The organism is Nonomuraea sp. NPDC049269 (assembly GCF_043197155.1).
Lineage (GTDB): Bacteria > Actinomycetota > Actinomycetes > Streptosporangiales > Streptosporangiaceae > Nonomuraea.
This window is the reverse complement of sequence record NZ_JBICSO010000001.1, coordinates 1917870-1930742: the sequence shown is the minus strand read 5'-3', so window position 1 is coordinate 1930742 and position 12873 is coordinate 1917870. Positions and strand designations below refer to the sequence as shown.

Here is a 12873-nt window from a genome sequence, read left to right as displayed (position 1 = left end):
GACGGTGAACCGCGTCAGCCGAGCCCGTACGGCTTGCGCAGCGGCGACTCGCGATACCCGTGCATGCCCTCCATCAGCCCGAAGAAGGCCACCGCGACCAGCGGCCAGGACACGATCACACCCGTGGCCGTCAGCGTCAGCGAGCCGGGGACGATCTTCACCCCGGGCGTGGCCGCCGCCTCCACGACCACCACCCCGAGCGTGAACGTCGACCCCACCCAGAGCGTGAGGAAGGCCGCCAGCACCCCGCCGGCGCCGAGCCCCAGCAGCACGGCGAGCTGGTGCCGCCGGCCGAGGAACCACGCGAGCGCGCCACAGGCCAGCCCGAGCCCGCCGGTGATCACCGCGTACCATCCGTCAGCGCTGATCAGCGCCTGTGTGGACGGATCCGCCAGTATCGGCCCCTCCGCCGTGACCTGGTACGGCGCGCGAGGGGACAGGTGTGACCACAGCAGCCCGGCCAGTACGGCCAGGGTGGCGAGCGTGAGGACAGTAACCGCAAATGCGCGCACATGCCTCGCCACGCCGCTCCCCCTCACATTCGCGTCTGAATCAGGTCGATCGTATCTCCCGGCTAGGCTCACTTCGTGATTGAAGACAAGGTCTGGATGATCGAACCCTCCGGCCCGCTCCGGGGTGACGTCGAGGTACGCGGCTCCAAGAACGCCGTGTCCAAGCACATGGTCGCGGCCATGCTGGGCACCGGGGAGAGCATCATCCACAACGTTCCCGAGGTCGGCGAGGTCGGCATCACGGCGGCGATGCTCGACGCGCTGGGCATCAACGTGGAGATCAAACGGGGGGAGATCCACATCGGGCAGGGCCCGGAGATCAGACCGCGGGTGCCCGACGCGTTCACCGGGCTCAACCGCATCCCCATCCTCATGCTGGGCCCGCTGCTGCACCTGGCGGGGGAGGCGTTCGTGCCGCTGGTCGGCGGCGACCCCATCGGCCGGCGGCCGGTGAACTTCCACGTCGAGGCGCTGCGCGCGATGGGCGCCGAGGTCGAGGTGGGCGACACCGGGATCTTCGCCAAGGCCAAGCGCCTGAACGGGACCCGGCTGGAGCTGCCGTATCCGAGTGTCGGGGCGACCGAGACGATCCTCATGTCCGCCGTGCTGGCCGAGGGCAAGACCGTGGTGAAGAACGCCGCGATGGAGCCCGAGGTCGTGGAGCTGGCGCTGTTCCTGCAGCGGATGGGCGCCAGGATCGAGCTCTCGCCCGACCGCAGGATCGTCATCGAGGGCGTCGAGCGGCTCCATGGCGCCTCCATCTGGCTGGCGGGCGACCGCATCGAGGCGTTCTCCTACCTCGCGGCGGGCCTGATCACCGGCGGCGAGGTGCGCGTGCACGGCTGCCCGCAGGACCGGCTGGTCACCGCGATCACCACGCTGGCCCGCATGGGCGCCCAGTTCGACATCAACGACGAGTACCTGTGCGCCACCGCGCCGCCCGAGGGGCTGCGCGCGGCGGCCGTGCAGACCGACACGCACCCCGGGTTCATGACCGACTGGCAGACGCCGCTCATGGTGCTGTTCACGCAGAGCCAGGGCATGTCGGTGCTGCACGAGACCGTCTTCGAGAACCGCCTGGTGTACGTCCCTGCGCTGCAGAAGATGGGCTGCGAGATCGAGGTGTTCGACCAGTGCCTGGGCGGCCCGGCCTGCCGCTACCACGACACCAACGCCAGGCACTCGGCCGTCGTGCGGGGTGTGTCGCAGCTGCGGGGCGCGGACGTGACGCTGCCCGACATCCGGGCCGGGTTCTCGGCCGTGCTGGCCGCCGCGGTGGCCGACGGCACTTCGACGCTGCGCGGCGTCAACCACATCGAGCGGGGCTATCACCAGCCGTTCGAGCAGTTCGCGTCACTCGGTCTGAATATCAGCAGACAACAGTAAAGACGGGGAAGCCGGTGTTTGCCGGTGTTCCCCGGGCCGCAGATCATCTGAGTGACTGTGCTCAGATCCATCGGCGTGCTCGCCGTGGCCGGGGCGATCGGCGGCTTCCTGGCGGCGGCGCTGGCCGCGCCGGTGGTGACCGGGGCGGGCCTGTCCGCCAAGAACGTCGCCCTGACGTTCGTCGACCTGCCGCCCGCGCCGCGTGAGGAGCCGCTCTCCCAGGTGACCAGGCTCCTCGACCGCAACGGCAAGCAGTTCGCCCAGTTCTACGAGGCCAACCGGACGACGGTCCGGCTCGACCAGGTGGCGCCGGTGATGCGCCAGGCGATCGTGGCCATCGAGGACGCCCGGTTCTACGAGCACGGCGGCCTCGACGTCAAGGGCACGATCCGGGCGCTGCTCACCAACACGCAGGCGGGCGGGATCAAACAGGGCGGCTCATCCCTCACCCAGCAACTGGTGAAGAACATCCTGGTGGAGGCCGCCCGCACCGACGCCGAGCGCGACCGGGCCCGCGCGCCCAACCTGGGCAGGAAGATCACCGAGCTGCGGTACGCGCTGGCGATGGAGGAGAAGTACCGCAAGGACGAGATTCTTGAGAAATATCTGAACATCGCGTACTTCGGCGCCGGCGCCCACGGCGTCGAGGCGGCGGCCAGGCGGTTCTTCTCGACCACGGCCGCCCGCCTCACCCTGACCCAGGCGGCCACGCTGGCGGGGGCCGTCCGCGTGCCGTACTCGACCGATCCCTCGCTGGGCGACAGGCAGCAGGCCCGGCTTCGGCAGCGGCGCGACATCGTCCTGGACCGGATGGCCGGGGTGGGCCTGATCACGCGGCAGGAGGCGACCGCGGCTCAGCGGACCGGGCTCGGTCTCCGGCTGCACCCGGAGCCCGGCGGCTGCGCGGAGAGCGCCTATCCGTACTACTGCTATTACGTGCAGCGGGAGCTGCTGACCAACCCGGCGTTCGGCAACACCGCGGCCAAGCGGCAGGCCAGGATGAGCAGGGGCGGGCTGGTGATCCGTACGAGCCTCGACCCGCTGGCGCAGCGGGCCGCCGAGCAGGCCATCCAGCGGCGGGTACGGCCCGAGGACACCGAGGTGGCCGCCGAGGCCATGGTCGAGCCGGGCACCGGGCGGATCACGGCGATGACCGCCAGCAAGCGCTTCGGCCGCAACCCGGGCAACAGGAAGAACGGGGCCAGGACCACGTTCAACCTGGCGGCCGACGTGCTGCACGGCGGCGGGCAGGGGTTCCAGGCGGGCTCCACGTTCAAGGTGTTCACCCTGGCCACGGCGTTGCGGCAGGGGTGGCGGTTCGGGGACGGCTTCCAGACCCCGGGGGAGTTGACGCCTGGGCAGGGCTATCGCGACTGCCAGGGCAGGCGCGTCAACGACCCGAAGACGACCGTCTACAACGCCAGCGGCGAGGGCACCGGCGGCCCGCACAGCCTGGAGACCGGCACCTGGAAGTCGGTCAACATCTTCTACATGATGCTGGAGCGCAAGGTCGGCCTCTGCAACGTGGTCAAGACCGCCAAGGCGCTGGGCATCTCCCGAGCCGACGGGACGCCGCTGCGCGAGGTGCCCACGTTCACGCTCGGGGTGAACGAGATGGATCCGGTGACGGTGGCGGCGGGGTTCGCGGCGTTCGCGGCCAGGGGGAGGTACTGCCGGCCGCTGGCGATCGTGGAGATCACCGACCGGGCCGGCGAACGCACCCAGGTGCCGCCCGCCTGCGAGCAGGGCATCGAGCGGGAGGTGGCCGACGCGGTCAACTGGGTGCTGAGCGGCGTCTTCACCCAGGGCACCATGCGCGGGCAGAGCCTCGACCGTCCCGCGGCGGGCAAGACGGGCACGAACAACGGCTACACCTCGGCGTGGTTCGCCGGCTACACCCCGGATCTGGCGGCGGCGGTCAGCGTCGGCGACATCAGGGGCGCCTACCGCTACCCCCTGCGGGACGTGGAGATCGGCGACGACTACTACGGCGCCGTCCAGGGCGCGTCGCTACCGGGCCCGATCTGGATCGACTCGATGCGGGCGGCCCTGCGGCGTACCCGGCCGTCGGGTTTCCCCGGTCCTGACATGTCCCGCTTCGGCGGCGGGTTCACTCCGGGCCTGAAGGAGGCTCTGGAGGCGGAGGCGAAAGCCCGCCGCGACCAGGACCGGACGATCGCCCACCGCCGGCGCTTCGCGTTCCCGTGGCCGCCGTTCCATCGCCGCGACTTCCTGGAACCACGGCATCGCCGTGACGTCCCGGGACAGCGCCAGCGGCGTCACAGGGTCAACTGGCGCTACCGATAGCGGCGGTGACGGCGCCGGTCAGCGAGATGAGGTTGGCCGGCGCGGTCTCGATCTGCAGCCCCCGCTTGCCCGCGGAGAAGTAGATCGTGCCGAACTCCAGAGCCGACGCGTCGACCACGGTCGGCAGCCTTTTGCGCTGGCCGAGCGGGCTGATGCCGCCGACGACGTAGCCCGTGACGCGCTCGACCTTCGCCGCGTCGGCCATGGCCGCCTTCTTGGCGCCGAGCGCCGCCGCCAGCGCCTTGAGGTCGAGCTTGCCCGACACCGGCACGACCGCCACCGCGAGCCCGCCCTCGACCTCGGCCACCAGCGTCTTGAAGATCTGCTCGTGCGGCACGCCGAGCGCGTCGGCCGCCTCCTCGCCATAGGCCTGCGCGTTGGCGTCGTGCGCGTACGGGTGAAGGGTGAACTCCGCCTTGGCCTTCGCCAGCGCCACCGTGGCCGGAGTGCCCCCTGGGGCTTTCGCTCTGCTCACAGGATGCCATTGTAGCGAATCTACAATGTAAAGGCGCGGCCCGGGGTGTACCCGAGGGCTCGCCGGAACGCGTCGATGAAAGCGCTGGCGGAGGCCCAGCCGCAGCGGTGCGCGACGGTGGTGACCGGGGTGCCGTCGGCCAGCAGCAGCAACGCGTGATGCAGGCGGAGCTGCGTACGCCACTGCGGGAACGTCATCCCCAGCTCGCCCCGGCAGAGCCGGGCGAGCGTGCGGTCGCTGGTGCCGGCCTGCCTGCCGAGCTGCGCGAGCGTACGGCGGTCGGCCGGGTCGTCGTGCAGGATCGCGCAGACGGCGGCCAGTCGCGGGTCCCTGGCCGTGGGCAGGTGGAACGGCTGCTCGGGGGAGCGGCGCAACTGGTCCAGCAGGACGGCCCGCAGCCGCTGCCGCTCGGCGCCGCCGTCGTCGGGGTCCTGGGTGTAGGCGATGATCAGCTCGCGCAGCAGCGGGCCGACGGCGAGCACGGCGGGCCGCTGGAGGTTCAGGGGGTTGTCGGCGACGGGCAGGCCGACGAGCCGCAGGTCGGTGTCGCCGTGCGCGCGGTGCTCGTGGACGGTGCCGGCCGGGACCCAGATGGCCCGGTTGGCCGGGGCCACCCAGGTGCCCGCGCTCGTCGTCACCGACAGGACGCCCCGGCAGGCGTAGGTGATCTGGTGGGTGTCGTGGCGGTGCGCGTCGATCCCGGTGCCCGGCGCCAGCGGCCGTATGCCGGTGGGCGCCTCCGGAAGATGGCGGATTTCCATGATGGATTGGCATTTTATCGGAAGCGGGCCACCTGGTCACGGGGTGACGATCGAGGCGTGAAGGCGAACAGGATCGTGATGCTGGCCGTGGGCCATGCCGGTGTGGACGTTTATCAGGGGGCGGTCCCGGCTCTGGTGCCCTTCCTCGTGGCGCAGCGCGGATACGGGTATGTGGCCGCGTCGGGCATCGTGCTGGCCGCGACGCTGCTGTCCTCGATCGTGCAGCCGGTCTTCGGCGCGCTGACCGACCGCCGGCGGATGCCGTGGCTCATCCCGGTCAGCATGCTCACGGCCGGGCTCGGGGTGGCGCTCAGCGGGGTCACCGACGCGTACGTGCTCACCTGGCTGGCGGTGGCGCTGTCGGGTCTCGGCGTGGCGGCGTACCACCCGGAGTCGGCCCGCCTGGCCAGGATCGCCAGTGAGGGCAGTCATGTGCGGATGAGCTGGTTCTCGCTGGGCGGCACGCTCGGCTTCGCCACCGCGCCGATCATCGTCACGCCGCTGCTGTCGCTGTGGGGGCTCGGCGCCTCGCCGCTGCTGGTCCTGCCCGCCGTGGTGGGCGCCCTGCTCACGCTGACCGTGATCCGCTCGCTGGCCCGTCACGGCGAGCGGGCTCGGGCCGATGCGCGTTCGGCCGGGCGTGACGACTGGGCGTCGTTCGTCCGGCTCACGCTGGTGATCGTCTTCCGGTCGATCGCGTACGTGGGGTTGAGCGCGTTCGTCGCCCTCTACATGGGTGGTGGCGCGGCGGGGGCGGTGGCGCTGTTCGTGCTGTTCGCCGGGGGTGCCGTGGGGACGGTGCTCGGCGGCCGGCTCGCGGGCCGCTGGGGGCGGGTCCGCACCATGCGGGTGGCCTACGCGGCGGCCGTCCCCGCGGTCGCCGGGGTGGTGCTCGCGCCGGGTCTTCTCGCGTACGTCTTCATCGCGGCCGCGTCGATCACCCTGTACGCGCCGTTCTCGCTGCATGTGACGCTGGGGCAGGACTTCCTGCCCAACCGGCTGGGCACGGCCAGCGGCGTCACGCTCGGCCTGGCGGTGAGCGCCGGCGGTCTGACCAGCCCGCTGGTCGGGGCGGTGGCGGAGGCCTCCTCGCTGCGGGTCGCGCTCGCCTGCCTGATCGTCTTTCCGGCCCTGTCCTGGCTGCTGGCCCGCACGCTCAAGGACCCCGCTCCGGTCGTGGCGGAGCCGACCCCCGCGCGCAGCTCGGCCGCCGGTGACTAGCCGCCTTCTCCGCACGCACCACTTCGTCGCCGGCACCGCGAGTGATCGCCACTCGCGTTCCCGTGTGAAGGACCTGGGCGATCGACGCTCTCGCTCTCCAGAAGGACCTGGACGATCGCCGCGCCCGCTTCTCAGAAGGACCTGGACGATCGCCGCGCCCGCTTCTCAGAAGGACCCCAGCCGCAGTACGGCGGGGAGTGCGGAAACATGGGCCAGCCGTGATGACGTGCGGCGCCGCGGGGCTTTTCAGCCGGTCGCCCAGTCGCCGCTGTCCAGTCGTACCTCGTCCGGCTCGCGGTCGGGGCGGAGTCCGCGCCAGGCGGGGTGGCGCAGGCGGCCGTCGCCGGTCAACTCGGCGTAGCGGACCTCGCCCACCAGGCGCGGCTCGACCCAGTGCGCGTCTCGGGCGTGCTCGCGGGGCACCGGTGCGTCGAACGGCGGGTCGGGCCGCTCCAGTGCGGTGAGCCGCTCGTACAGGTCGTTCAGCATCGCCTCGGTGAAGCCGGTGCCCACGTGGCCGACGAACAGCAGCCGCCCGTCCCGGTCGTGCGCGCCGAGCAGCAGCGAGCCGATCGTGCCCGCCCGCCGGCCCGCGCCGGCCTTCCACCCGCCGATGACCACCTCGACGGCCGTGAGGTTCTTGACCTTCGTCCACTCGGCGCTGCGCCTGCCCGGCCGGTACGGCGACGACAGGCGCTTGCACACCACGCCCTCCAGCCCGAGCTGACGGGAGGACAGCAGCGCGCGCTCGGCGTGATCGTGGAACCACACCGGCACCTGCCAGCGGAAGCCGGGCGTCAGGACCTGTTCCAGGAGCTCACGGCGTTCGGTGTACGGCCTGCTGACGGTGCTGGTGGCGTCGAGGTGCAGGAGGTCGAACGCCATGAACGTCACCGGCACGGCCCTGACGAGTTCGGCGACCTTGGCCGGGTGGCGCTGGTGCATCCGCGGTTGCAACGCGCCGAAACTGGGCCGTCCCGCCTCGTCGAACGCCACGATCTCCCCGTCGACGACGGCCGCCCGCCCGCCGCTCGCACCGGCCATCAGCTGCAGCTCGGGGTAGGCCACGGTGACGTCCTTGCCGCTGCGCGACAGCAGCCGCACGCCGCGCTCCTCCAGGTAGACGAGGGCGCGCACGCCATCCCACTTCATCTCGACGGCCCACTCGTCCCCGCGGACCGACGGCAGGGAGCCGAGCTGAGCCAGCATCGGCGCGTAGACCGGCAGCTGGGCCATGACCCCTGGCATACCCCTGCCTCATGATCGGCACCAGGGGGTGGAGGTCTGCAGATGGTCAAATAGGGAGGAGGTCTCCGTCCCGGATGGTGGACAGAACCGGATTCAGGGGTGGGACTCCGTAAACTGGGAGGGTGATTTCCCGTATTGACATGCGCGGTTCCCTTCCGGCGAACCTGCGCGACGTGCTGCCCCGCGCCGATCTCGACGTCGAGGCCGCCCTGGAGAAGGTGCGGCCCATCTGCGACGAGGTGCGCCATCGCGGGGCGGCAGCCGTACGGGAGCTGACCGCCAGGTTCGACGGTGTCGAGATCCAGCAGGCCCGCGTTCCGGGGGAGGCGATCCAGGCGGCACTGCGGCAGCTGCGGCCGGAGGTCGTGGCCGCGCTGGAGGAGGCGATCCGGCGCACCAGGCTGGTCCACCGCGATCAGCGTCGCGCCGACGTCACGACGAAGGTCGTCCCGGGCGGCACCGTGACCGAGCGGTGGGTGCCGGTCGACCGCGTGGGACTTTACGTTCCGGGCGGGCGCGCCGTCTATCCGTCGAGTGTGGTCATGAACGTGGTCCCGGCCCAGGAGGCGGGCGTGGCGTCGCTGGCCGTGACGAGCCCGGCCCAGAAGGAGCACGGCGGGCTGCCGCACCCCACGATCCTGGCGGCGTGCGCGCTGCTGGGCGTGGAGGAGGTCTACTCCGTGGGCGGCGCCCAGGCGGTGGCGATGTTCGCCTACGGCACCGAGGAGTGCCCGGCCGCGAGCATGGTGACCGGGCCCGGCAACATCTGGGTCGCCGCCGCCAAGCGCCTGCTCAAGGGCCGCATCGGCATCGACTCCGAGGCGGGGCCGACAGAGATCGCGATCCTGGCCGACGACACGGCCGACCCGGTGCACGTGGCGTCCGACCTGATCAGCCAGGCCGAGCACGACGTGATCGCGGCGGCCGTGCTGGTCACCGACAGCGTCCGGCTGGCCGAGGCCGTCGAGAAGGAGCTGCCGGGGCAGGTCAGCGCCACCCGGCACGCCCAGCGCATCACCGAGGCGCTCGGCGGCCGGCAGTCCGGCATCGTGCTGGTCGACAGCATCGAGGACGGCCTCAAGGTCGTCGACGCCTACGCCGCCGAGCACCTGGAGATCCAGACCGCCGACGCGGCGGCCGTCGCGGCGCGGGTCCGCAACGCGGGTGCGATCTTCGTGGGCCCGTACGCGCCGGTGTCGCTGGGCGACTACCTGGCCGGGTCCAACCACGTGCTGCCCACCGGGGGCTGCGCCTGCCACTCCAGTGGCCTATCGGTGCAGTCGTTCCTGCGCGGCATCCACGTCGTCGACTACACCCGCGAGGCGCTGGCCGAGGCGGCCGAGCACGTAACGGTGCTCGCCGACGCCGAGGACCTCCCCGCGCACGGCGCCGCCATCCGCGCCCGCTTCGACTGGCAGGTCCCATCGCGAAAAGAGACCCCGTGAATCAGCACGTGAATCAGCACGTGAATCTCGACGACCTCCCGATCCGCGACGACCTCCGGGGTCGCACGCCGTACGGTGCTCCGCAGATCGACGTGCCCATCAGGCTCAACACCAACGAGAACCCCTACGCGCCGTCCCCGGCCCTGGTCGCCGACCTGGCCGAGGAGGTGCGGGCCAGCGCGGCCGAGCTCAACCGCTACCCCGACAGGGACGCCGAGGCGCTCCGCGCCGAGCTGGCCGGCTACCTGGGTCACGGGCTGACGAAGGACCAGGTGTGGGCGGCCAACGGCTCCAACGAGATCCTCCAGCAGATCCTGCAGGCGTTCGGCTCCTATGGCCGCACCGCGCTGGGCTTCGAGCCGTCCTACTCGATGCACCCGATCATCACCACCGGCACCAGCACGGAGTGGATCTCGGGCGTCCGCGAGCCCGACTTCTCGCTCGATCCGGGCAAGGCGGCCGCCGCGGTCGAGGAGCACCGGCCTGACATCGTGTTCCTGACCTCGCCCAACAACCCGACCGGCACCGCGCTGCCGATGGAGACGATCAGCCGGGTCCTCGACGTGGCCACGGGCATGGTCGTGGTCGACGAGGCCTACGCGGAGTTCGCCAGGCAGGGCACGCCCTCGGCGCTCACCCTGCTGCCCGACCACCCGAGGCTGATCGTCACCCGGACCATGTCCAAGGCGTTCGCCATGGCCGGCACCCGGCTCGGCTACCTGGCCGCGCACCCGGCCGTGATCGACGCGCTGCTGCTGGTACGCCTGCCGTACCACCTGTCGACGCTCACCCAGACGGCGGCCCGCGTGGCGCTGCGGCACCGGGCCGAGCTGCTCGGCACGGTCGACACGCTCCGGCAGGAGCGCGACGACATCGTGGACTGGCTGCGGGGCAAGGGGTTGACCGTCGCCGACTCCGACGCCAACTTCGTGCTGTTCGGGCGTTTTCCCGACCGGCGGAAGGTGTGGGAGGCCCTGCTGGCGAGCGGTGTGCTCATCCGTGAGGTGGGACCGCCAGAATGGCTGCGGGTGTCGATCGGCACCGGTGAGGAGATGGCGGCGTTCCGCGCCGCTCTGGAGGGGATCCTGTGAGTCGTGTAGGCCGCGTCGAGCGCGCGACGAAGGAGACGTCGGTTCTGGTCGAGGTGGGTCTCGACGGCACGGGCCGGGTTGACGTGTCGACCGGGGTCGGCTTCTTCGACCACATGCTGGCGCAGCTCGGCAAGCACGGGCTGTTCGACCTGACCGTCAAGACCGAGGGCGACCTGCACATCGACTCGCACCACACGATCGAGGACACCGCGCTCGCGCTGGGCGCCGCGTTCCGCGAGGCTCTGGGCGACAAGTCGGGCATCAGGCGGTTCGGTAATGCGTCGTGCCCGCTGGACGAGTCGCTCGCCCAGGTGACCGTCGACCTGTCGGGCCGCCCCTATCTGGTGCACGCCGAGCCCGAGGGCATGGCGCCGATGATCGGCCCCGACTACGACACGACGATGACGCGCCACGTCCTGGAGTCGTTCGTCGCCCAGGCGGCGATCTGCCTGCACGTACGCGTCCCGTACGGCCGCAACGCCCATCACATCGTCGAGGCCCAGTTCAAGGCGCTGGCCAGGGCGCTGCGCGAGGCGTCGGAGCTCGACCCGCGCGCCACGGGCGTGCCGAGCACCAAGGGCGTCCTATGACCGACAACGCGATCGCCATCGCCATGGTGTTCATCGGGCTGTTCCTCATCGGCGGCGTGTTCTCGCTGGCCAGGCAGGGGCTCAAGATCGGTGCCGCCGCCTGCGCGGTCGGCGCCGCGCTGGCGATCACGGCGGGGGTGATGTGGTGGTGAAGAAGAACGTCGTCGTCCTCGACTACGGCTCGGGCAACCTGCGCTCCGCGGAGCGGGCCCTGGCCAGGGTGGGCGCGGACGTGACCGTCACGTCCGACTTCGCCGCCGCGCTCGACTGCGACGGTCTGGTCGTGCCGGGCGTCGGCGCGTTCGAGGCGTGCATGGCGGGCCTCAAGAGCGTCTACGGCGAGCGGATCATCGGCCGGCGCCTGGCCGGTGGCCGCCCGGTGCTCGGCATCTGCGTCGGCATGCAGATCCTGTTCGCCAGGGGTGTGGAGCACGGGGTCGAGACCGAGGGCTGCGCCGAGTGGCCGGGCACGGTCGAGCGGCTGGACGCGCCCGTCCTGCCGCACATGGGCTGGAACACCGTCAAGGCGCCCGCGGCCAGCGTGCTGTTCGACGGGATCGACGAGGCGACGCGCTTCTACTTCGTGCATTCCTACGGCGTGCGCGACTGGGAGTTGCAGGCAGGTGAGGGCTTCGCCGACCCGCTGGTCACCTGGGCGGAGCACGGGGTGCCGTTCGTGGCGGCCGTGGAGAACGGCCCGCTGATGGCCACCCAGTTCCATCCGGAGAAGTCCGGCGACGCCGGGGCGGCGCTGCTGTCCAACTGGCTCGGCACCCTTGAGTAAGGAGCGGGCGCGCCGCCGGGCCGAGCGTGAGGCCGAACGGGTGCGCGCGATCCGGCTCAACGAGGAACGGCAGGCGCGCGCCGTGCGCCGCCGCGCCTTACTCGCCCGGCTGATCCCGCGCCCGGTCCGGATCGCCCGGCAGGGCGGCCTGCTGGCCCGCCGCCGCCGAGGCCAGAACGCCGTACTGGGGCTGGTCTTCGTTCTGGTGCAGGTGATGGCATGGCTCTATTGGGGCTCGCCGTTCCTGAGCCTGACGGTTTTCGTGTTTTCCCTGCTGCTGGCGCCTGTTGTCATGACTCTTGCTTTCGACCGGAGGACCTGATGTCGCTCGTATTGCTCCCTGCCGTGGACATCGCGGACGGCCAGGCCGTACGCCTCGTCCAAGGTGAGGCCGGGACCGAGACCGGCTACGGCGAGCCGCTGGCCGCGGCGCTGGCCTGGCAGGAGGCGGGCGCGGAGTGGATCCACCTGGTCGACCTCGATGCCGCCTTCGGCCGGGGCGCCAACCGGGAGCTGATCACCGACCTGATCGGCCGGCTCGACGTGAACGTGGAGCTGTCGGGCGGCATCCGCGACGACGCCTCGCTGGCCACGGCGCTGGCCACCGGCTGCCGCCGGGTGAACATCGGCACCGCCGCGCTGGAGAACCCCGAATGGTGCCGCCGGATCATCGCCGAGCACGGCGACAAGATCGCCGTCGGGCTCGACGTGCGGGGCACCACTCTCGCCGCCCGCGGCTGGACCCAGGACGCCGGAGACCTGTGGGAGGTGCTGGACCGGCTGGAGGCCGACGGCTGCCCCCGCTACGTGGTCACCGACGTCACCAAGGACGGCACCTTGCGCGGCCCCAACCTGGAGCTGCTTCGCGAGGTCTGCAAGCGCACCGACAAGCCGGTCGTGGCCAGCGGCGGCGTCTCCTCGCTCGACGACCTGGTCGCGCTGGCTTCCCTGGTGCCGGACGGAGTGGAGGGGGCCATCGTGGGAAAGGCCCTTTACGCTCAGGCTTTCACGCTGGAGAGCGCACTGATCGCGGTACGCGCTTAGTTCCTCGGG

14 protein-coding genes are annotated in these 12873 nt (G+C 71.5%); 10 read left to right on the top strand and 4 right to left on the bottom strand.

Annotated features, from left to right (window positions below):
* Nucleotides 1-14: 14 nt before the first annotated feature.
* The gene (locus ACGFNP_RS08950) at nucleotides 15-524 is read right to left on the bottom strand and encodes a hypothetical protein (RefSeq protein WP_393316400.1); all 510 of its coding nucleotides are present in this window, start codon (nucleotides 522-524) and stop codon (nucleotides 15-17) included.
* A gap of 63 nt (nucleotides 525-587) precedes the next feature.
* Between ACGFNP_RS08950 and murA the strand changes: the two genes are divergently transcribed.
* Nucleotides 588-1898: a UDP-N-acetylglucosamine 1-carboxyvinyltransferase gene (gene murA / locus ACGFNP_RS08945; RefSeq protein ID WP_358318578.1), complete on the top strand. Its 1311-nt coding sequence runs from the start codon at nucleotides 588-590 to the stop codon at nucleotides 1896-1898.
* Between the two features lie 51 nt (nucleotides 1899-1949).
* Nucleotides 1950-4205, top strand: a complete 2256-nt coding sequence (locus ACGFNP_RS08940) for a transglycosylase domain-containing protein (protein ID WP_393316397.1) — start codon at nucleotides 1950-1952, stop codon at nucleotides 4203-4205.
* Here the strand turns inward: ACGFNP_RS08940 and ybaK are convergent.
* Nucleotides 4186-4680 carry a Cys-tRNA(Pro) deacylase gene (ybaK, locus tag ACGFNP_RS08935; RefSeq protein ID WP_358318580.1) on the bottom strand — a complete coding sequence of 165 codons (495 nt, stop codon included), beginning with the start codon at nucleotides 4678-4680 and terminating at the stop codon, nucleotides 4186-4188. The genes ACGFNP_RS08940 and ybaK overlap by 20 nt on opposite strands.
* Before the next feature lie 20 nt (nucleotides 4681-4700).
* Nucleotides 4701-5441, bottom strand: a complete 741-nt coding sequence (locus ACGFNP_RS08930) for a helix-turn-helix transcriptional regulator (RefSeq protein ID WP_358318581.1) — start codon at nucleotides 5439-5441, stop codon at nucleotides 4701-4703.
* A gap of 57 nt (nucleotides 5442-5498) precedes the next feature.
* Here ACGFNP_RS08930 and ACGFNP_RS08925 point away from each other — a divergent pair, with 57 nt between their 5' ends.
* Complete coding sequence (locus tag ACGFNP_RS08925; protein ID WP_393316393.1) at nucleotides 5499-6662, top strand: MFS transporter; 1164 nt, start codon at nucleotides 5499-5501, stop codon at nucleotides 6660-6662.
* Nucleotides 6663-6908: 246 nt separating this feature from the next.
* On the opposite strand, the gene ligD is transcribed toward ACGFNP_RS08925, so the two are convergent.
* A complete protein-coding gene (gene ligD, locus ACGFNP_RS08920) occupies nucleotides 6909-7898 on the bottom strand; it encodes a non-homologous end-joining DNA ligase (protein ID WP_358318583.1) in 990 nt (329 codons plus the stop codon).
* A 134-nt stretch (nucleotides 7899-8032) separates the two neighbouring features.
* On the opposite strand from ligD, the gene hisD reads away from it, so the two are divergent.
* Genes hisD through priA form a run of 7 tightly spaced genes read left to right on the top strand, consistent with a single transcriptional unit; the run spans nucleotide 8033 to nucleotide 12864 of the window.
* Nucleotides 8033-9355 (top strand): histidinol dehydrogenase, encoded by a 1323-nt coding sequence (gene hisD, locus ACGFNP_RS08915; RefSeq protein WP_393316389.1) that lies wholly within the window; start codon nucleotides 8033-8035, stop codon nucleotides 9353-9355.
* Nucleotides 9352-10446 carry a histidinol-phosphate transaminase gene (locus ACGFNP_RS08910; RefSeq protein WP_358318585.1) on the top strand — a complete coding sequence of 365 codons (1095 nt, stop codon included), beginning with the start codon at nucleotides 9352-9354 and terminating at the stop codon, nucleotides 10444-10446. Before hisD ends, ACGFNP_RS08910 begins: the two co-directional genes overlap by 4 nt.
* Nucleotides 10443-11036, top strand: a complete 594-nt coding sequence (hisB, locus tag ACGFNP_RS08905) for an imidazoleglycerol-phosphate dehydratase HisB (RefSeq protein ID WP_219538427.1) — start codon at nucleotides 10443-10445, stop codon at nucleotides 11034-11036. Before ACGFNP_RS08910 ends, hisB begins: the two co-directional genes overlap by 4 nt.
* Nucleotides 11033-11188 (top strand): hypothetical protein, encoded by a 156-nt coding sequence (locus ACGFNP_RS08900; protein WP_358318586.1) that lies wholly within the window; start codon nucleotides 11033-11035, stop codon nucleotides 11186-11188. The genes hisB and ACGFNP_RS08900 overlap by 4 nt, the downstream gene beginning before the upstream one ends.
* On the top strand, nucleotides 11185-11820 hold the full coding sequence (hisH, locus tag ACGFNP_RS08895) for an imidazole glycerol phosphate synthase subunit HisH (RefSeq protein WP_358318587.1): 636 nt from the start codon (nucleotides 11185-11187) through the stop codon (nucleotides 11818-11820). The genes ACGFNP_RS08900 and hisH overlap by 4 nt, the downstream gene beginning before the upstream one ends.
* On the top strand, nucleotides 11813-12142 hold the full coding sequence (locus tag ACGFNP_RS08890) for a hypothetical protein (RefSeq protein ID WP_358318588.1): 330 nt from the start codon (nucleotides 11813-11815) through the stop codon (nucleotides 12140-12142). Before hisH ends, ACGFNP_RS08890 begins: the two co-directional genes overlap by 8 nt.
* Nucleotides 12142-12864 (top strand): bifunctional 1-(5-phosphoribosyl)-5-((5-phosphoribosylamino)methylideneamino)imidazole-4-carboxamide isomerase/phosphoribosylanthranilate isomerase PriA, encoded by a 723-nt coding sequence (gene priA / locus ACGFNP_RS08885; RefSeq protein WP_393316382.1) that lies wholly within the window; start codon nucleotides 12142-12144, stop codon nucleotides 12862-12864. Before ACGFNP_RS08890 ends, priA begins: the two co-directional genes overlap by 1 nt.
* Nucleotides 12865-12873 lie beyond the last annotated feature (9 nt).